Consider the following 18,115-nt stretch of genomic DNA (forward strand, 5'->3'; position numbering starts at 1 on the left):
CTACTGCATGTCGATATAGCGGTGGTCATTAAAGGTGGCCACCCAATTAGGATGATAGACCAGCAGAATACTCAGCAGCATCCCGGTAATAAACGCCTCTGAAGGCATTAGTAGAGGTAAGAAGCGAGCATACTCCTGGGCAAGATAGATAGCGTTAGGGTCTGTGCCTGCCACGATGATCAGCAGCACGGCAGCCAGCCCTGCCCCTAATGTTGCCAACGCCGCCCCAAAAAATCCGCAGGCAAATAGAAACACCATCAGGTTATCCGGCAGGCGGCGATCTACCAGCCGCCACACTGTGCCAATAATGGCAGCCGGAACAATGCCCGTTACCAGTACATTCGCCCCCAGCAACGTCCACTCATTGCGGCCGATAACTACCATTGCCACATGGATGAGTACATTGCTGAGCAGCGCTAGTGGCGCTTTAAACACGAGTGTCATCAATACCGTAAAAACGAGATGCAGCGTTAGCCAGTCGACCGCCTGAGCGCGCAGCTGCCACATCAGCACCACAGCTAGCGTTGCGCCTAACCAACGGTGCTGAAGGGCAGTGTCTTCCAGTAACGCTTTCCAGGGCCGCCGCCAAAGAGCCCACACCACTACGCCTAACGAGAGTAGCGAGGTGAATATCAGCGCCCAGGGCGCCAGTACACTTTGTGCGAACGACATAGCGGCTTCTCACTTTATCGAGCGTTAGCTAAATACCACGGTCTTGTTGCCATGCACTAAAACACGATCCTCAAGATGCCAGCGTAAACCGCGTGCGAGAACGGCTTTTTCAACATCACGCCCAAAGCGGACTAAATCGGTTGGGGTATGGCAGTGGCTAACGCGATGAATATCCTGTTCGATAATCGGGCCCGCGTCGAGTTCCTCGGTGACGTAGTGGCAGGTGGCGCCAATCAGCTTCACACCGCGCTGATATGCCTGGTGGTAGGGCTTCGCCCCAGCGAAAGAGGGTAAAAAACTGTGATGTATATTAATCACCCGCCCTGCATAGCGTGCGCACAGGTCAGGCGGCAGAATTTGCATATAACGCGCCAGCACGACGCAATCAGCGCGCGCACTATCGATTTCTGCTTGCACCTTGGCAAACGACACTTGCTTGTTATCGGGGTCGACTGGCACATAGTGATAAGGAATGCCATACCACTCGGTCAATGAACGCATATCATCATGGTTGGAAATGACGCCGACAATATCGCAATCCAACTCACCGGCCTGCCAGCGATAAAGTAAATCTACCAAGCAGTGTGACTCTCGAGAGACCATCAATACCACCCGACGGCGCTGCTGTGTATCCACCAATGACCACTGCATATCAAATTCGATCGCCACCGGCTCGAATGCTGCACGTAGCGCCTCCACCGACATCCCCACTGAATCCGCCAAGATTTCGTAACGCATAAAAAAACAGCCGGTTTCTAAATCGGAGTGCTGGCTGGCTTCGGTAATGGAGCCGCCCTGCTGGGCAATAAAGCTCGATACCCGTGCAACAATCCCCACCCGGTCAGGACAGGAAACCACTAAACGATAATAATGAGACATGTGAGCTACTCTTGACCTATTGCTAAGTTAATTATGACAAACCAGCGGCTTAGGTCGCATAGTGTATCGGAAGGGCATGGAAGATTGTTAGCCGCCCCTGCCTTCCCGTATAGTTAAGTCACTACTTTTTAGGTTTTTCATAACAGATGCATTCACCACGCGTTCAAATTCGTCCCCGTCGTCGTCCACCGCTGCGCATGTTGCCGCTGGGGGGATGCGGTGAGATTGGAATGAATCTAACGCTATACGGCTACGACGATCACTGGATAGCCGTCGATTGCGGCATGATGATCCGTCAGGATCTTCCCAACTCGCCACTGCAGGTACCCAATCTCGATACACCGAAAGCACTGGGGATCGTGCCCAAAGCGCTCTTTATCACCCACGGCCATGAAGACCACATTGGTGCAGCTGCCTGGCTTTGGCCGATGTGGAACTGCCCTATTTATGCCACACCGCTGGCGGCTGGGCTGTTGCGACTGAAGTTTGCCGAGCATCAGCTTAGCAGCGCGGCTATCCATGTTATTGAGCCTGGCGAGGCGCTGGAAAACGGGCCGTTCACGCTGCGCTATTTGCTGTTAACGCACTCTATACCCGAAAGCTGTGCGTTGATCATGAGCGTCGGTGGCTACCGCGTCTTACATACCGGCGACTGGAAACTCGACCCTGAACCGATCATCGGCACGCCGATAAGCGCGGCCCAATTCAAGGCGCTTGCCCCAGTGGATTTAGTGGTGGGCGACTCCACCAACGCTCCCATGCCCGGCCACTCAGGCAGCGAGGGTGATGTTGCCCGTGCGCTGGCAAAAACCCTCAGCAACTGCCAGGGCCGCGTGGTGATCTCCTGCTTTGCGAGCAATCTTGCCCGGGTGTTAGCGATAGGACGCGCAGCCCATCAATGTGGCCGTCGTATCAGCTTAATGGGGCGTTCCATGGAGCGCATGGTCAGCGTCGCGCGGGGGCTCGGCTATATGGATGATTTACCGCCGCTGGTGCCCAATCACGACCTTGGCTACCTGCCCCCGGATGAAGTAGTGATTATTGCCACCGGCAGTCAGGGAGAGCCCCGCGCCGCGTTACAGCGTCTAGCCCAGGGCCGTCATCCCTATGTGGATCTTCAGCCCGGCGATAATGTCATCTTCTCGGCTAAAGCCATTCCCGGCAATGAGCGACCCATTGAGCAGCTTAAAAAGCGTTTGGCGCACCTAGGTGTCAGCATCTATGACGAGTTCAATCACCCTGAACTGCACGCCACAGGGCATCCTGCTCAGGATGAGCTGATCAAGCTCTATCAGTGGGTCAGACCCAAGCATCTTATGCCGGTGCATGGCGAAGCACGCCATCAGCAGGCTCACCAGGCCATTGCCAAGCAGCTAGGTATTAGCGCCCCATTAACGCCGGTAAACGGCGATCTGATCAGTTTTGATAGCCACGGATTGCACTGTGAAGCACGCTATCCGCAGCCGCCCTGCATTGTCAGTCAAAACAGCGTCGTGCCCCACCCTGGCTTGGAGGTGAACGATGCCAATAAAGCCCGTCGCGGCAGCTTGTACCTAGCGCTACCAGTGACCGCGACTGACACTGGCTGGGCGCGCATTGGCCGCTTGATGCTGGATACCTCAGGGGCCAGCCCGCTGGATGAAGATAGCTTTAGCGATTGGCTGGACGATCAGCTTGAGGAGATTGCCGCCGACACACTGGCCGACCTTCGCCAGGCATTGCAGCCTCGCTTGATTCACTGGCTGGCGGAGCATATGCAGCACCTGCCCGATGTGCATCTTCAGATTATGGCTGCTGAAATGCCAGAAGCCCTTACCCTAGACAATGCTGCCAATCGTTAGTGGTGCATCATTGAGGAATAGCAAAACGTGGCAAACTCACTCCCAGCGTGCCGCGTCTTGTTGGTCAGAGTGGCGTTCTTTGACCCAATATTCTCCCTGAGTGGAGTGCTCTTTCTTCCAAAAAGGCGCCTGGGTTTTTAAAAAATCCATAATAAAATCGCAAGCTTCAAACGCCTCCCGGCGGTGGGCGCTAGCTACTAGCACCCGCACGATGGGGTCGCCAGGGCCCAGATAGCCAACGCGATGAATTATCCGTACCGCTTGTAGCGACCAACGCTGCCAAGCCTGCTCGCCAATCTCCGTTAGCGTGCGCTCGGTCATACCGGGGTAATGTTCCAGTGTTAACCCCGTAACATCGGGCGCTTCATTGAAATCACGCACCAGTCCGGTAAAGCTCACCACCGCGCCAATATCGCTACGCCCCGCCAAGGCATCGTCATAGCCGTAGGCCATCGAGAACGGGGCGGCTTGAATCGCCACCTTAATATCCACTTTAGCCCCCCGTGACCGGTGGGAAAAACGCCACTTCGTCATCATCGGTCACTAACGCATCGTCATTGGCCATGACTTGATTGATGGCACATAGCGTACGCTGGTCGGTGAGTTGCTTAAAGCGACTATCGCGCTCGGCCAGCGCTGCTTTCAATCCGCCAATATCACGGCTGGCCAATTGCTCGAGACTCACTACTGCCTCGCTCTCACCTACCCGCTCGCGCAGTTCGGCTAAAAACTTAACCCGCACGCAGGGCGATGGGCAGCGTTCACCCAGGCTGACCTCTCCGGCCATGCCATCGCCTGTCACTATCGGCGCCTGCGCGTTTATGCGCTGGTAATCACCGCGCTGGCCACCCTGCTTACTATCAAGCTGAATGGCCTCGATGCGCATATTTTTATCTACCGCTTTGCACATATCGTAAAGTGTTAAACAAGCCACCGAGACGGCGGTAAGCGCCTCCATTTCAACCCCGGTGCGGCCATTCAAGCGACACAGCGACGTCACGTGAACGCAGGATTCGGCTACATCAATATCAAACTCAACCGACACTTTTGATAGCGCCAGGGAGTGGCAGAGTGGAATCAGCTCATGGGTGCGTTTGGCCGCCTGAATACCGGCGATTCGCGCGGTAGCCAGCACATCGCCCTTGGGCAGTTCACCGTCGCTAAGTAATTTCAGCGTTTCCGGCTGCATCACAATACGCCCCGAGGCGACGGCTTCGCGGCGCGTTTCTTGTTTATCGCCGACATCCACCATATTGGCTTCGCCCCGGGTGTTGAGGTGGGTTAGATGCATGTTGGTCACCTTTCCTTTTTTGAAGCCACGGTTTGCTTTTTTGCGTTTATCCAGGTCACTATCCAGCGCGCGATTGCGTCGCTGTCATCAAGATTTAACTGCGCTACGCAAGAAGTTAAATCAATAGGCGATGGCGCGCTTAATGCAACCGCCTCGACCCATGGGTCAGTTAAAATGGCCGAGTCACCCACGCCATCGCGATAAATCACCAGCTTAGGGATCGGCCAGGCTTTAAAGCCTTCGACAATCACTAGGTCGGGATGGTGCGGCACCATCATGGTTATTAACTCGGCTAAATCGGGTTCTTCCTGGTCGGGCGTTTCCTGCATCAATGCAAATCGTTGCCGTGAAGCGACTAGTACAGGCGCCGCGCCCGCACTGCGCAGTTTATAGCTATCCTTTCCAGGCTGGTCTACTTCAAACGAGTGGTGAGCATGTTTAATCACGGCTACTTTCAAACCGTGCGCAGCTAATAGAGGCAGCAGCTTCTCTAACAGTGTCGTTTTGCCGGTACCGCTCCAGGCAGCAATCCCTAGAATGGGGAAGGATGCGGTTAGTTCGTTACTCATACAGCCTACCCTCCTACTTGCCACTCATACGATGCTCACAGCGTTAAAGAGGATGACTTTACTCGCCCTCTTGCGCCTTGGGTAATAGCCAGTTCAACGCAATACCTACCAGTGCAGCCAAGCTCACACCTTGCAGGGTAAATTGACCGCCCCCAAACTGCATACCACCTATTCCGAATACCAGGATGAGCGAGACCACCACTAAGTTGCGAGGTGCCGTCAGCGACTGCCCTGCTCGCACTAGCGTGTTCATACCAACGACCGCAATAGAACCAAACAGCAACGTCATAATCCCCCCCATGACCGGACCGGGTATGGTCTGCAGCAGCGCACCAAGCTTGGACACAAACGCCAGCACAATGGCAAAAATCGCAGCAACAATCATGTACTTGGGGTTAAACGCCCGCGTCAGCGTTACAGCCCCCGTGACTTCCGAGTAGGTTGTATTCGGGGGCCCGCCGAATAGCGCTGCCACACTGGTCGCCAACCCATCGCCTAACAGGGTGCGATGCAGGCCGGGTTTTTCCAAATAGTTTTTACGGGTCACCGAGCCAATAGCGACCATGTCACCAATGTGCTCAACCGCCGGGGCGATAGCGACCGGGATCATAAACAGAATAGCGGCCCAGTGAAAACTGGGGGCGGTAAAGCTGGGCACCGAGAGCCACGCCGCTTCGCGTACCGGGGTAAAATCTACCAACCCCATTAATAACGCCAAACAATAGCCCGTGACGATCCCCCCCATAATCGGCACTAGGCGGAGCAGACCGCGGCCAAAAACGGCCAGCAACAATGTCACCAATAAGCTGGTCATTGAGAGAAAAATGGCCGGACCATAGCCGATGTTGTCACTGGTTTCGCCGGTTGCCATGCTGACTGCCACAGGCGCCAGCGCCAAGCCAATGACCATGATTACCGGCCCGACCACCACGGCAGGGAGTAAACGGTGCAGCCAAACGGTACCTTTTAATCGTACCGCTTGGGAGATCGCGACATATACCAGCCCTGAGGCCATCAGACCGCCCATCGTGGCCGGCACACCGAAGCTTGCTACCGACCCTTGAATAGGCGCGATAAAAGCAAACGAAGAGGCCAAAAAAACGGGCACACTTTGTTTCGTCACTGCATGAAATATCAACGTGCCAGCCCCGGCAGTAAACAACGCGACACTCGGGTCAAGTCCGGTTAAAAGCGGTACTAATACCAAGGCACCAAAAGCCACAAATAGCATTTGTGCACCGGTTAAGACTACTTTTGGCCACGACTCTGCTTGGCTGGTAGCTTCACGCATTAGAGAATTCCTAGTGATTATTAGAGAGTAGATATGCAAAAAAATGCCCCTAACGCGAAGCGTGAGGGGCTAGTTTAAAAAAGGCGCTTAGCGCGTCCCGAAAATCTTATCGCCTGCGTCACCTAATCCAGGGACGATATAGCCATTTTCATCGAGCCGGTCATCGACCGAAGCAGTGTAAATTTCGATGTCGGGATACGCTTCCTGCACCCTTTTAATGCCTTCAGGGGCAGCGACGAGCACAATCACCTTCATATGCACACAGCCACGCTCACGCAGCATGTCCAACGTAGCCACCATTGAACCACCGGTGGCCAGCATGGGGTCAATCACTATCGCCATACGCTCTTCGATATCGTTAGCGAATTTGGCGAAATACGGAACCGGCTCAAGCGTCTCTTCATCGCGGTAAAGACCGACAACACTGACTCGCGCACTGGGGATTAAGTCCGTTACACCTTCTAACATACCCAAGCCTGCGCGCAGAATCGGTACCACGGTAACTTTTTTACCCTTAAGCCGGCGTGTTGCAATCGGCTCGCCGTTCCATCCTTGGATTTCGTGATCTTCCAGCTCAAGACCTTTGGTTGCTTCATAGGTCAATAGCTTAGCGACTTCACCTGCCAGCTCACGAAAGCTCTTAGTGCTCAGATCAACTTCGCGCATCAGTCCCAGCTTATGTTGAACAAGCGGATGGTTAATGGCGTAAACACTCATGGGACTTCCTCACAGCTGGGGATTCAAAATGACAATCTGGGTATGTCACTAGACGCAAAATTGCGCACATTCTACCCGCAACCTAATAGGAGGTTAAGGGGTTTCCGGCAATTGCCATTCGATAGGCGTGCGCCCCTGCGCTTGCAGGAAATGATTTGCTTGCGAAAAGTGCCGGGTGCCAAAAAATCCTCGGTGCGCGGAGAGCGGCGAAGGGTGCGGGGCTTCAAGTACCAAATGGCGACGCTGGTCAATTAACGCTTTCTTCTGGCGCGCATGACTTCCCCATAACAAAAACACACATGGCGACGCATGCTGGCTAACGGTTTCAATGGCGCGGTCAGTGAATACCTCCCATCCCTTCCCGCGATGAGAGGCCGCATTGCCCTGCTCTACGGTCAGCGATGTGTTGAGCAATAACACGCCCTGTTTAGCCCATGCTTCGAGATGTCCATGGCGAACAGGCGTAAACCCTACATCGCTAGCCAGCTCTTTATAGATATTGACCAGCGATGGCGGCACGGGAACACCCGCCTGCACGGAAAAGCAGAGACCATGAGCTTGGTTGGGGCCGTGGTAAGGATCTTGCCCTAAGATAACGACTTTCACTTCATGCAGAGGGGTTAACTCAAAGGCGCGAAACCATTGCGTTGAGTGGGGGTAAATGGTTTTTTTAGCCGCCTTCTGCTGCGCCAAAAACTCCTTTAGCGCGAGCATATAGTCATCCTTAAACTCATCACCCAGCCACTGACTCCAATCGTCAGGAAGTGGATTGGCCATCATTACCTCTTCATTTGATCGACGAGTGGCTCAACATAAGCAACACCCATATCCCAAGGAAACTGGATCCAGCACTGCTGCGCTACTTCCGTTAGGTATTGGTCCACCAATGGACGACCGTCCGGCTTGGCATAAATGGTCACAAAGTGTGCCTTAGGCAACATTTTGCGTACTGCGCGTGCGGTTTTGCCAGTATCCACTAAATCATCGACTAGCAGCCAGCCGTCACCGTCATGGTCGACACCCTTCATAATATCCAGGCCACCCTGATCCATATGGTCGTAGCTCTTAATACACACCGTATCGATCAGACGGATATTAAGCTCACGGGCGATTAGTGCGGCCGGAATTAAGCCCCCGCGGGTAATCGCCACAATGCCCTTAAAATCACGCTCGATCATCTGATGACAAAGCGTACGCACATCACGATGAAGCTGATCCCAGGAGACAGTGAAGTGTTGGTGATAACGATCGCTGCTCATGGGGGTTACTCGTCTTCGTTGAATGAACAAACTGCGAATACGCTGTAACCCGCATCGCGAATTTTCTGTGACCCACCCAGCTCGGGAAGATCAATAATCGTAGCCGTTTCCACTACGTGACCACCGCTGCGCTGGATAAGGTTAGCCGCTGCCAGCATAGTGCCCCCGGTGGCGATCAAATCATCCATCAACAGAATACGGTCATCTTGCTGGAAAGCATCGGAGTGCAGCTCAACTTCCGAATGACCGTACTCCAGCGTATAAGTCTCGCTGATGGTCTTAAACGGTAGCTTGCCCTTCTTACGCACCGGCACAAAGCTACACCCCAACTCATAAGCAAGCGGCGCGCCAATAATGAAACCGCGCGCATCAATTGCCGCGATAGCATCCAGGTTCATTTCCTGATAGCGATGTACGAAGCTGTCAATCAGCTTGCGAAAGGCCGCGCTATTTTGCAGCAAAGGAGTGATGTCGCGAAAATTCACCCCTTTCTCAGGCCAATCCGGAACCGTGCGAATAACGGACTTAATGTAGTCGCCGTAGATGCTCATCGCGTCTCTCATTGAGTAGTAAAATTAAGTAGTTAAAAAAGCGGAAAAGGGGGATCAAACCAAGAAGAGGTACCTTACCGCAAACAGCAGCGCCAAAATAATAACGGCTGGATTCAAGTCGCTAAATCGGCCTGATAGCGTTTTGATCGCTACATAGCTGATGAAACCGAGTGCAATCCCTTCGGCAATCGAGAACGTCAGCGGCATTGCCAAAGCAGCAATCAGTACCGGCGCGGCATCGGTTGGATCTTCCCAATTAGCATGCGCCAAGCTGCCCGCCATTAATACCGCCACATACAGCAGCGCGCCAGCGGTAGCGTAGGCCGGAATAGAGCCCGCCAACGGTGCGAAGAACAGGCTGATCAGGAATAGGCCACCCACGACCACCGCCGTCAAACCAGTCCGGCCACCGGATGCGATGCCCGCTGTTGATTCAATATAGCTAGTGGTAGTGGAAGTACCCAATGCGGCACCCGCCATAGACGCTGTACTGTCAGCCATCATGGCACGGCCAATGCGTGGTAACTTGCCATCCTTGTCCAGCAGCTTGCCGCGGTGAGCAACGCCAACCAGCGTGCCTGATGTGTCAAATAGATCAACAAACAGAAAGGCAAAGATCACGCTAAGCATTGCTACATCCAGCGCGCCTACCAAATCCATCGCCATAAAGGTAGGTGCAATAGAGGGTGGCATCGACATCAGACCACCGTATTCATTATGGCCAAGCACCATCGCCGCCACGGTCACCCCTAAGATGCCAATCATCACTGCGCCGGTAACTTTAAGGTACGCCAGCGCAGTGATCACAAAAAAGCCCAGCAGCGCGTAAATTGCCGGGGGCTGGGAAAGATCCCCCAGGGAAACGAAAGTAGCGGGGTTGGCAACCACAATACCGGCATTCTTAAGTGCAATCATCGCCAAAAACAAGCCAATACCGGCGGCGATACCCAGCCGTAACGTCATGGGAATGGAGTTAATGATCCACTCACGAATTTTAAAAATACTCAGTAAGAAGAAGGTTAAACCGGAGAAGAACACCGCCCCCAGCGCGGCCTCCCAGGTATAGCCCATCCCCAACACCACGCCGTAGGTGAAAAAGGCGTTCAAGCCCATACCGGGTGCCTGAGCAATCGGGTAATTGGCCCACAGCCCCATGACAAAACAGCCAATCGCTGCTGCCAGGCAAGTCGCCACGAACACCGCACCGTAATCCATCCCCGCTTCAGACAGGATGCTCGGGTTAACAAAAATGATATAGGCCATCGTCAGGAAGGTGGTGATCCCGGCGATAACTTCTGTCTTCACATTGGTTTTGTGCTCGGAGAGCTTGAAATAGTTATCCAGAAGTTTCATGAATTTTCTTATCCTTAGCGATAACGCAGCACGCGCACGCGTTGTTCTAGTGCTGAGAAAAGCCGCACATACTACCGAAACGCTCACCGTGATGCGAGCGCTTCAGCATGGCGACCAATGTAAGCGGGAGCAGCCCCGCCGCTGTATACCAAGCAATCTTCAGGCCACAACCTAACCGATCGGTCAATTCAATGACGGATTAAGTTACAGAGTGTTGCTGCGCCCGCTTTTTTGAGAGAGCACGCGCTCTACCGTTTCAACGATCACCTGGGTTTGCGGATCAATTTCAATATTGACTTGGTCCCCTGGTGCTCGATCCTGAAGCATAGTGCGCGACAAGGTTTCAGGGATTAAATTGACGCTAAACTCTACGCTTCCGCTATCGCTTTGACGTACATCACCGATAGTCAAACTGATACCATCCACCCCGATATAGCCTTTCTCGAACACAAATCGGCCAAGCCTTTCCGGCAGGGAAAACCATAATCGACGGTTATTGGGCGCTTCTTCAATGGCCACTACCTCTGCCATGGAAATGATGTGCCCCGACATAGAATGCCCACCAATCTCATCGCCAAAACGCGCTGCACGCTCTATATTGACGCATTGCCCTGGCACGATTGCACCAAGGTTAGTCAATCTCAGCGTTTCACGCATCAAATCAAAACTAATGCTATCGCCATCGATGGCCGTCACCGTTAAACAAACGCCGTTATGAGCAACAGATGCACCAATCTCAAGCCCCTCGCGCATGGCTGGCGGCATTTCCACCACATGTACGCGAAAATCATCCAGCTCACGCACCGCTACTACCTTGGCGACCCCTTGCACAATGCCCGTAAACATATGGCTCATTCTCCTAATGGGTAAAACTAAGTATTGTAAAAACTAAGTATTGTAAAAACTAAGTATTAAAAGCGGGGAGGTAAAAATAACTAAAATCATGGGCGCAAGCTTACTACTGGCGCCCCCTATGTGTGCACTCTTATGGTAATTTCCATAAGGGCATACACCTTGAGGCTCTCTATTCTACGTCACTCGTTTTTATATGGTCGCGCATCAGTGTGTTTTTCACTCGTCGAACACGCCCCAATAAGCCTGTCGACAGATCCAAAAACCTAAAATCCCCTTTCTAATAGAAAAAAAGACTATTTTAAGCCCCTAAAACATAAAATCAGACGGCTATAATTGACAAAACACCTACCTATCTCTAAGCTTTTGCCGCAAATGTAATGACGCCGATTTGTACCCAGATTGCGGGCGTCCACCAAGTTTCTAACTCGGTGAAGTGCAGCTAAAAGGGTGTGTCCAGCGTTGATGGCCGCCCATTAGGGTGGCCTTTTTTGTTTTTCATTCGCTGCTGGCCCGCCCTATACTGCCCCGCCCAATGCTTGCATCCCGCACTCCGTCTTCGGCCTACCGTTAAGGCAGACGCTATGATTGAACTTAGCAACGTCAGTAAAACCTATTTCAGCAACAACAAAGGCAACGGTTCCAATGCCATCCATGCGCTTAAAGAAGCCAACCTCATCGTTCCCAAAGGCACCATTCACGGCGTCATTGGCCTGTCTGGCGCGGGGAAATCGACGCTAATTCGCTGCGTTAATCTGCTAGAGCGCCCCACTAGTGGCACCGTGACAGTGGATGGCCAGGAAATGACAAGCCTGAGTAACGCAGCCCTTAACCGGGCGCGTCACCGCATCGGTATGATTTTTCAGCACTTCAATCTGCTAACCACGCGCTCGGTCTTCGATAACGTTGCCCTACCGCTTGAGCTGATGGGACAAAAACGCCATACCGTTCGCGAACGCGTTATTCCACTGCTGGAAATGGTTGGCCTGGCAGATAAAGCGGATCAGTACCCCGCCCAACTTTCGGGCGGCCAGAAACAGCGCGTCGCGATTGCTCGGGCACTGGCCAGCAAACCGCAGGTATTGTTGTGTGATGAAGCTACCTCAGCACTGGATCCACAGACCACCAGCTCTATATTAGAACTGCTGCGTGACATTAATCATCAATTGGGGATCACCATTCTACTGATCACCCACGAGATGGAAGTGGTGAAATCGATCTGCCACCGCGTCAGCCTGATCTCAGATGGCGAATTGGTGGAGGATTCTGAAGTCGGCGACTTCTTTACTGCCCCCCGCACCCAGCTTGGCCGTGAGTTTCTCAACGACTTTCTTCAGCTAACGCCACCTAAAGAACTGATAGAAAGGCTCGTTGATACCCCTGGCGACAATACACACCCGGTGGTACGCCTAACGTTTTCTGGCGACGCAGTTTCAACACCGCTGATCTCGCGCCTGGCTCGCGAGTGCGGGGTCGACGTTAGCATTTTGCAAGCCAAGGTAGAGTCGATCCAGGAACGCACTTTGGGCCTGATGATCGCTGAGCTACTGGGCACGCCGACGCAAACTCAGCAAGCCATGACCTATCTTGAATCTCATCAACTACAGGTAGAGGTACTCGGCCATGTCCAGCGCAATGATTGATCTTATTTTACAGGCCACGCTGGATACCCTTTATATGGTGGCCGTTTCAGGGCTTATTTCCACCTTAGTGGGCCTACCGCTTGGGGTGATGCTGTATGTCACCCGCCCACGCCAAATATTGGCGAAGCCGGTGCTCAATCAATTGCTGAGCATTATTACCAACATTGGCCGTTCTATTCCGTTCATTATTTTGATGGTGGCCATTATTCCTTTTACGCGCATGTTGGTGGGCACCTCAATTGGTATTAACGCCGCGTCAGTGCCGCTTACTATTGCTGCCATTCCGTTTGTTGCTCGACTGGTAGAAGCAGCGCTGAATGAAATTTCGCCAGGATTAATTGAAGCCGCCCAAGCCATGGGGGCAACGCCGTGGCAGATCATTTGCAAAGTGCTGATCCCAGAAGCCCGTGGCGGGATCATGACTGGCTTAACGATTACCGCCGTCACGCTGGTCAGTTACTCCGCCATGGCGGGTGCCGTCGGCGGCGGCGGCCTAGGTGACTTGGGGATTCGCTACGGCTATAACCGCTTCAACCCCACCATCATGCTGATTACGGTAGTGATTCTGGTTGTTATGGTGCAGGGCTTCCAAAGCCTGGGTGACTACTTGGTACGCAAGAGTGATCGTAAATAAAAGCGCCACAACGAAATAATTCAATATAACCAAAACGCATTAGACAACCGTTTCTTATTGCCGCATCATTACGTACAACGTTATTGGAGAGACCTCATGCAAAAACTCATTATTGGTAGTTTTACCGCCTTAGCCCTTGCGGTTAACGTCGCTAACGCTGAAACGCGCAGCATCAAGATGGGTACCGTTGCCGGCCCTGAAACCGAAGTAATGGAAGTGGCAGCGCGCATTGCCAAAGAAGAGTATGACTTGGATGTCGAAATCATTGAGTTCACTGATTACGTTACGCCCAATGCAGCCCTGGCCGACGGCAGCCTGGATGCCAACGCCTACCAACACGAGCCCTACTTGCAGTCGATGGTAGAAGATCGCGGCTATGACCTGGCAATTGCGGGTTATACCTTTGTTTACCCAATCGGCGCTTACTCAGAAAAATACGACAGCATCGACGATCTACCTGACGGTGCGCAAATCGCGCTGCCCAACGATCCTTCCAATGAAGGCCGCGCGTTGATCCTGATGCACAACGAAGGGCTGATCACCCTTAACGACCCAGAGTTTCTGGAATCAACACCTATTGATATCGCTGAAAACCCCCGCGACTTCCGTTTCCGCGAAATTGAGGCTGCCCAGCTTCCTCGCGTACTGCCTGATGTCGATATGGCGTTCATCAATAATACCTTCGCGCAGCCTGCAGGCTTGAGCCTGGACGACGCCTTGATTAAAGAAGGCCCTGATTCCCCGTACGTTAACTTGATCGCCGTACGTGGCGGTGACGAAGAGCGCGAAGAGATTCGCCAACTGGTCGACGCCTATCAGCGTGATGAAGTGATTGAAAAAGCGGAAGAGCTATTTAAAGGTGCTGCGGTACCTGGCTGGACCGAGTAAAACCGCAAATTAGCCATCAGGCCGGCACGCATAGGCACTTCTATGCAAAAGTGTCGGCCTGTTGCGTTAGTAGCAAGAGAGGCCTCATGCAAAACAGCGTTGACTACTCACTCCTTAATCGCCAGCTCGAAGCGCTGCTTGACACGCGTGACTGGCTCACCAACAGCGCCCAAACGTGTGCTTTTATTCAGCAGCAGCTCAGCGACCTTAACTGGGTCGGCTTTTATCTCCAGCGCCAGCCTGACGTCTTGGGCCTGGGCCCGTTCCAAGGGCAGCCTGCCTGCCACCCGATCCCATTCAGCAAAGGCGTATGCGGTGCCGCTGCACGCCAGCAAATCACCCAGCGAGTCGACGATGTGCATGCGGTGGCTGACCATATTGCCTGCGACGCCAACTCACTCTCCGAGCTGGTAGTACCCATCGTGGTCAACGGCACTCTTTGGGGGGTTCTTGATCTGGATAGCCCGCTCCATGCGCGCTTTACCTCACAAGACCAAGCAGGCATTGAAGCCCTAGTCGCCACCTTTATACGTCAGACAGAGCTGCCCGACTTAATTGAACGCTAGAGGCTTAATAAAACGCTAACAACGCCCATACGAAAACACCCCGAGCAATAAATGCCGGGGTGTTTTGATAACAGCTGGTAGGACCAGGCGGATTTGAACCGCCGACCTCCACGATGTCAACGTGGCGCTCTAACCAACTGAGCTATGGTCCTAGAAATTGGGGCTGGCTAGCAAATGGTAGGACCAGGCGGATTTGAACCGCCGACCTCCACGATGTCAACGTGGCGCTCTAACCAACTGAGCTATGGTCCTATTGCGCGCTGAAACAGATGGCGTTAGCTAAGCAACGGATGCGTATTTTACGCCTTCATCACTGAATTGCAAGCTATTTTACATCACGAACGAATGCGCCCTGAGCCGCGCAACGGCATACAGATCGTCATTTATAGCGCATTTCTATCTTTATAGCGCTAGGCTGGGTATTTTAATATTCTTGATATTCATTAAGGGTGATAGACCATGCTGGGTATTTTGCTAGGAAGCATAGCCATCGTGTTATTAATAGCGACACTGATTGCGCGCATAGAATTACACTGGTGGTGGATCCGCAGCTTTGAATTTCCACGCTTGCAGATTGCTTGTCTGGCGCTAATCACCTGGCTTTTAGCTGCTGTACTGCTGGAAGGGGGCTCATGGCAGTGGGTAACACTACTTGCGTCAGGCATCACTTTTCTGATTCAAGGCTATTACATTATGCCTTTTACTCGCCTATGGCCTATACAGGTTAAAACAGCAAAGAGTAACGACGGCGATAAAACCATTACCCTGCTGATTGCTAACGTGCTGACGCCTAATCGGCAAGCTCAACCGTTAATCGATATGATCAAACAGCACCAGCCTGACATCATATTAACGCTAGAGTCTGACCAGTGGTGGCAAAACCAATTGGATCCCGCGTTAGCTGAGCAATGGCCCAATAGCGTTAAAATCCCGCTAGACAACCTTTACGGCATGCACCTCTATTCTCATCTTGAGCTTACCGACACCTCCGTTGAATGGTTGATTCAAGATGACATCCCGTCTATTCATACCAGAGTAACACTGGCTAACGGCGACTCTATTCGCCTATTTGCCCTGCACCCTCGCCCGCCAGCACCCAGTGAGAGTGAAAAATCCCTTTGGCGCGATGCAGAACTGTTGTTGGTAGGCAAACGTATTCATGAAGACCCCCAACCGACGCTAGTCGCTGGCGACCTCAACGATGTGGCATGGTCACGCACAACACGCCTGTTTTGCCGTGTTGGCGGCATGCTCGACCCACGCCGAGGACGCGGGTTGTTCAGCACCTTCCACGCCAAACACCCGATATTGCGCTGGCCACTGGACCATATTTTTGTGACCGAACACTTCACGCTGGTGGGTATGCAGCGGCTGAAATACTTTGGTTCTGATCATTTTCCTATGCTGGCAACGTTTTGCTATCGCCCTTCGCGCAAAAATGAAGCAGAAACCCCAGAGGCCAGTACGGAAGAGCGAAGTGAGGCCAGCGAAACAATCCAAGAAGGTAAAATTGAAAAACAGGAGACCTAATCGCTGGCTACCTGCATTGCTTACTCAGGGATGCCTCCCTGGGTAAGCACGGTCGGGTCTAGCAACCGCTCTAACGTTTCGCGATCCAGGTCGGTCCTCTCCTCAGCGACATCAATAATCGCCCGCCCGGCTTGATAAGCCTCTTTAGCAATCGCCGCGGCAGCGTTATAACCAATCACGCCATTTAATGCCGTTACCAAAATAGGGTTCTTTGCTAACGGGCCTTTTACATTCTCTTCACGCACTTTAAAGGTCGCAATTGCTCTATCCGCTAGCAGCCGGGCAGTATTACTCATGAGGCTAATGGAGGTAAGTAAATTGGAAGCAACCAGCGGCAGCATCACATTCAATTGAAAGTTCCCGCTTTGTCCAGCAACCGTAATCGCGGTGTCTAAACCAATCACTTGCGCGGCAGCTTGAGCGGCTGATTCTGGAATCACCGGGTTAACTTTACCTGGCATAATGGAGCTACCGGGCTGCAGTGCCTCAAGTTCAATTTCCCCCAGCCCTGCCAGTGGGCCAGAGTTCATCCAGCGTAAATCATTGGCAATTTTCATGATTACACAGGCGAGCCCTTTCAGTTGCCCAGACAGCTCTACCGCCGCATCTTGTGACGAGAGGCTGGCAAAAAAGCTGTCATTGGGTGTGAACATTAACCCAGTCTGTTCACTAAGCTCTTGAGCAACCTGCTCAGCAAAACCGGCTGGCGCGTTAACACCGGTACCTACAGCGGTCCCGCCTTGCGCTAATCTGCAGAGCCTCTTCATCGCGCTGTCAAAACGCTCTATGGCCTGATTAATCTGGCTCGACCAGGCGCCTAGCTCTTGATCCATGCGCAGCGGCATAGCGTCCATAAGATGCGTACGGCCGGTTTTTACCACATGGCTTAGTTCGCTCGCGCGCTGATCAATAGTATCGCGCAGATGAACAAGGGCTGGGCGCAGCGATTCGTGAACGGCAATGGCCGCCGAAAGATGGATCGCCGTTGGGATTACATCATTACTCGACTGCCCCATATTAACGTGATCGTTCGGGGTTACCTCAACACCCTCACGGCTCGCTAAGGTCGCCAACACCTCGTTGACGTTCATATTGGTGGAAGTGCCTGAACCGGTTTGAAAAACATCGATGGGGAAATGCTGGTCATGCTTGCCGGTTAATACGTCACGAGCCGCTTTTTGGATAGCTTCGCCACGTGCGCTATCTAACCCTCCCAGGGTTTGGTTTGCGCGTGCTGCGGCTAGTTTGATGCGGGTGACCGCATGAATAAAAGCGGTCGGCATAGGCGTATGGGAAACAGGAAAGTTATTGATTGCCCGCTGTGTCTGCGCGCCGTAGAGGGCATCGAAAGGCACTTCCAGTTCGCCCATGCTGTCGCGTTCCATCCGTGTTGCCATTGCTCTTACTCCCATCAGTGAGATTAATAGTGCTGCTTATCTGAGCGCATACTCTCTCTTTCGTTCGCTAGCATAAAACTGCATCGGTCTTCTTTAAATTAGCTGGTTAGGCCATGGGGGTAAACATGACCTTACCCACATACGCTTACTTGCCCACCTATTCTAAAATGCCTAAAGCTAAA

General features: G+C 52.9%; 19 protein-coding genes and 2 tRNA genes. 6 read left to right on the plus strand and 15 right to left on the minus strand.

The window, feature by feature from the left end; genetic code table 11:
* Positions 1–672 carry an energy-coupling factor ABC transporter permease gene (locus ACXUPB_RS12020; RefSeq protein ID WP_472952588.1) on the minus strand — a complete coding sequence of 224 codons (672 nt, stop codon included), beginning with the start codon at positions 670–672 and terminating at the stop codon, positions 1–3.
* A gap of 24 nt (positions 673–696) precedes the next feature.
* Positions 697–1,551, minus strand: a complete 855-nt coding sequence (purU, locus tag ACXUPB_RS12025) for a formyltetrahydrofolate deformylase (RefSeq protein ID WP_472952590.1) — start codon at positions 1,549–1,551, stop codon at positions 697–699.
* Positions 1,552–1,781: 230 nt separating this feature from the next.
* Between purU and ACXUPB_RS12030 the strand changes: the two genes are divergently transcribed.
* Entirely contained in the window at positions 1,782–3,392 is a 1,611-nt protein-coding gene (locus ACXUPB_RS12030) for a ribonuclease J (protein WP_472956745.1), read from the plus strand.
* Between the two features lie 36 nt (positions 3,393–3,428).
* On the opposite strand, the gene moaE is transcribed toward ACXUPB_RS12030, so the two are convergent.
* From moaE to ACXUPB_RS12080, 10 genes are all read right to left on the minus strand, one after another.
* Positions 3,429–3,926 (minus strand): molybdopterin synthase catalytic subunit MoaE, encoded by a 498-nt coding sequence (gene moaE / locus ACXUPB_RS12035; protein ID WP_472956746.1) that lies wholly within the window; start codon positions 3,924–3,926, stop codon positions 3,429–3,431.
* On the minus strand, positions 3,886–4,683 hold the full coding sequence (gene moaC, locus ACXUPB_RS12040) for a cyclic pyranopterin monophosphate synthase MoaC (protein WP_472952591.1): 798 nt from the start codon (positions 4,681–4,683) through the stop codon (positions 3,886–3,888). The genes moaE and moaC overlap by 41 nt, the downstream gene beginning before the upstream one ends.
* Positions 4,684–4,688: 5 nt before the next feature.
* A complete protein-coding gene (mobB, locus tag ACXUPB_RS12045; protein WP_335596307.1) occupies positions 4,689–5,252 on the minus strand; it encodes a molybdopterin-guanine dinucleotide biosynthesis protein B in 564 nt (187 codons plus the stop codon).
* 58 nt (positions 5,253–5,310) lie between these two features.
* On the minus strand, positions 5,311–6,543 hold the full coding sequence (locus tag ACXUPB_RS12050; RefSeq protein ID WP_179917152.1) for a uracil-xanthine permease family protein: 1,233 nt from the start codon (positions 6,541–6,543) through the stop codon (positions 5,311–5,313).
* An 87-nt stretch (positions 6,544–6,630) separates the two neighbouring features.
* A complete protein-coding gene (gene upp, locus ACXUPB_RS12055; RefSeq protein ID WP_008956231.1) occupies positions 6,631–7,260 on the minus strand; it encodes a uracil phosphoribosyltransferase in 630 nt (209 codons plus the stop codon).
* Between the two features lie 93 nt (positions 7,261–7,353).
* Positions 7,354–8,037 carry a uracil-DNA glycosylase gene (gene ung, locus ACXUPB_RS12060; protein ID WP_472956747.1) on the minus strand — a complete coding sequence of 228 codons (684 nt, stop codon included), beginning with the start codon at positions 8,035–8,037 and terminating at the stop codon, positions 7,354–7,356.
* A gap of 2 nt (positions 8,038–8,039) precedes the next feature.
* Positions 8,040–8,519: a xanthine phosphoribosyltransferase gene (gpt, locus tag ACXUPB_RS12065; RefSeq protein WP_008956229.1), complete on the minus strand. Its 480-nt coding sequence runs from the start codon at positions 8,517–8,519 to the stop codon at positions 8,040–8,042.
* A 5-nt stretch (positions 8,520–8,524) separates the two neighbouring features.
* On the minus strand, positions 8,525–9,070 hold the full coding sequence (locus ACXUPB_RS12070; RefSeq protein ID WP_179917151.1) for an adenine phosphoribosyltransferase: 546 nt from the start codon (positions 9,068–9,070) through the stop codon (positions 8,525–8,527).
* 54 nt (positions 9,071–9,124) lie between these two features.
* Positions 9,125–10,423, minus strand: a complete 1,299-nt coding sequence (locus ACXUPB_RS12075) for an NCS2 family permease (RefSeq protein WP_472952595.1) — start codon at positions 10,421–10,423, stop codon at positions 9,125–9,127.
* Positions 10,424–10,627: 204 nt separating this feature from the next.
* Complete coding sequence (locus tag ACXUPB_RS12080; protein WP_472956748.1) at positions 10,628–11,269, minus strand: riboflavin synthase subunit alpha; 642 nt, start codon at positions 11,267–11,269, stop codon at positions 10,628–10,630.
* Positions 11,270–11,859: 590 nt separating this feature from the next.
* Here ACXUPB_RS12080 and ACXUPB_RS12085 point away from each other — a divergent pair.
* The 4 genes from ACXUPB_RS12085 to ACXUPB_RS12100 all read left to right on the plus strand — a co-directional run bounded on the left by ACXUPB_RS12085 (position 11,860) and on the right by ACXUPB_RS12100 (position 15,006).
* Positions 11,860–12,918: a methionine ABC transporter ATP-binding protein gene (locus tag ACXUPB_RS12085; RefSeq protein ID WP_472952597.1), complete on the plus strand. Its 1,059-nt coding sequence runs from the start codon at positions 11,860–11,862 to the stop codon at positions 12,916–12,918.
* On the plus strand, positions 12,899–13,552 hold the full coding sequence (locus ACXUPB_RS12090) for a methionine ABC transporter permease (protein ID WP_008956224.1): 654 nt from the start codon (positions 12,899–12,901) through the stop codon (positions 13,550–13,552). The genes ACXUPB_RS12085 and ACXUPB_RS12090 overlap by 20 nt, the downstream gene beginning before the upstream one ends.
* Positions 13,553–13,648: 96 nt before the next feature.
* The gene (locus tag ACXUPB_RS12095; protein ID WP_472952599.1) at positions 13,649–14,440 is read left to right on the plus strand and encodes a MetQ/NlpA family ABC transporter substrate-binding protein; all 792 of its coding nucleotides are present in this window, start codon (positions 13,649–13,651) and stop codon (positions 14,438–14,440) included.
* A gap of 86 nt (positions 14,441–14,526) precedes the next feature.
* Positions 14,527–15,006: a GAF domain-containing protein gene (locus tag ACXUPB_RS12100; RefSeq protein ID WP_472952601.1), complete on the plus strand. Its 480-nt coding sequence runs from the start codon at positions 14,527–14,529 to the stop codon at positions 15,004–15,006.
* A gap of 75 nt (positions 15,007–15,081) precedes the next feature.
* Here ACXUPB_RS12100 and ACXUPB_RS12105 read toward each other — a convergent pair.
* Positions 15,082–15,158 (minus strand) — tRNA-Val (locus tag ACXUPB_RS12105).
* Positions 15,159–15,181: 23 nt separating this feature from the next.
* A tRNA-Val gene (locus ACXUPB_RS12110) sits at positions 15,182–15,258 on the minus strand.
* A 207-nt stretch (positions 15,259–15,465) separates the two neighbouring features.
* Between ACXUPB_RS12110 and ACXUPB_RS12115 the strand changes: the two genes are divergently transcribed.
* Positions 15,466–16,536, plus strand: coding sequence for an endonuclease/exonuclease/phosphatase family protein (locus ACXUPB_RS12115; RefSeq protein WP_472952603.1), 1,071 nt, complete (start codon positions 15,466–15,468; stop codon positions 16,534–16,536).
* A 20-nt stretch (positions 16,537–16,556) separates the two neighbouring features.
* On the opposite strand, the gene ACXUPB_RS12120 is transcribed toward ACXUPB_RS12115, so the two are convergent.
* The gene (locus ACXUPB_RS12120; RefSeq protein ID WP_472952605.1) at positions 16,557–17,933 is read right to left on the minus strand and encodes a class II fumarate hydratase; all 1,377 of its coding nucleotides are present in this window, start codon (positions 17,931–17,933) and stop codon (positions 16,557–16,559) included.
* Positions 17,934–18,115 lie beyond the last annotated feature (182 nt).

The organism is Vreelandella sp. DA03-1M (genome assembly GCF_055725665.1).

What these genes read in the sequence shown, in the direction of transcription:
- ACXUPB_RS12085 (WP_472952597.1), top strand. Translation starts at nt 11,860, where the DNA reads ATGATTGAACTTAGCAACGTCAGTAAAACCTATTTCAGCAACAACAAA.
- moaC (WP_472952591.1), bottom strand. Translation starts at nt 4,683, where the DNA reads ATGCATCTAACCCACCTCAACACCCGGGGCGAAGCCAATATGGTGGAT.
- ACXUPB_RS12050 (WP_179917152.1), bottom strand. Translation starts at nt 6,543, where the DNA reads ATGCGTGAAGCTACCAGCCAAGCAGAGTCGTGGCCAAAAGTAGTCTTA.
- ACXUPB_RS12120 (WP_472952605.1), bottom strand. Translation starts at nt 17,933, where the DNA reads ATGGCAACACGGATGGAACGCGACAGCATGGGCGAACTGGAAGTGCCT.
- ung (WP_472956747.1), bottom strand. Translation starts at nt 8,037, where the DNA reads ATGGCCAATCCACTTCCTGACGATTGGAGTCAGTGGCTGGGTGATGAG.
- ACXUPB_RS12075 (WP_472952595.1), bottom strand. Translation starts at nt 10,423, where the DNA reads ATGAAACTTCTGGATAACTATTTCAAGCTCTCCGAGCACAAAACCAAT.
- ACXUPB_RS12115 (WP_472952603.1), top strand. Translation starts at nt 15,466, where the DNA reads ATGCTGGGTATTTTGCTAGGAAGCATAGCCATCGTGTTATTAATAGCG.
- ACXUPB_RS12100 (WP_472952601.1), top strand. Translation starts at nt 14,527, where the DNA reads ATGCAAAACAGCGTTGACTACTCACTCCTTAATCGCCAGCTCGAAGCG.
- upp (WP_008956231.1), bottom strand. Translation starts at nt 7,260, where the DNA reads ATGAGTGTTTACGCCATTAACCATCCGCTTGTTCAACATAAGCTGGGA.
- mobB (WP_335596307.1), bottom strand. Translation starts at nt 5,252, where the DNA reads ATGAGTAACGAACTAACCGCATCCTTCCCCATTCTAGGGATTGCTGCC.
- ACXUPB_RS12070 (WP_179917151.1), bottom strand. Translation starts at nt 9,070, where the DNA reads ATGAGCATCTACGGCGACTACATTAAGTCCGTTATTCGCACGGTTCCG.
- ACXUPB_RS12030 (WP_472956745.1), top strand. Translation starts at nt 1,782, where the DNA reads ATGAATCTAACGCTATACGGCTACGACGATCACTGGATAGCCGTCGAT.
- ACXUPB_RS12020 (WP_472952588.1), bottom strand. Translation starts at nt 672, where the DNA reads ATGTCGTTCGCACAAAGTGTACTGGCGCCCTGGGCGCTGATATTCACC.
- ACXUPB_RS12080 (WP_472956748.1), bottom strand. Translation starts at nt 11,269, where the DNA reads ATGTTTACGGGCATTGTGCAAGGGGTCGCCAAGGTAGTAGCGGTGCGT.
- moaE (WP_472956746.1), bottom strand. Translation starts at nt 3,926, where the DNA reads ATGACGAAGTGGCGTTTTTCCCACCGGTCACGGGGGGCTAAAGTGGAT.
- gpt (WP_008956229.1), bottom strand. Translation starts at nt 8,519, where the DNA reads ATGAGCAGCGATCGTTATCACCAACACTTCACTGTCTCCTGGGATCAG.
- ACXUPB_RS12090 (WP_008956224.1), top strand. Translation starts at nt 12,899, where the DNA reads ATGTCCAGCGCAATGATTGATCTTATTTTACAGGCCACGCTGGATACC.
- purU (WP_472952590.1), bottom strand. Translation starts at nt 1,551, where the DNA reads ATGTCTCATTATTATCGTTTAGTGGTTTCCTGTCCTGACCGGGTGGGG.
- ACXUPB_RS12095 (WP_472952599.1), top strand. Translation starts at nt 13,649, where the DNA reads ATGCAAAAACTCATTATTGGTAGTTTTACCGCCTTAGCCCTTGCGGTT.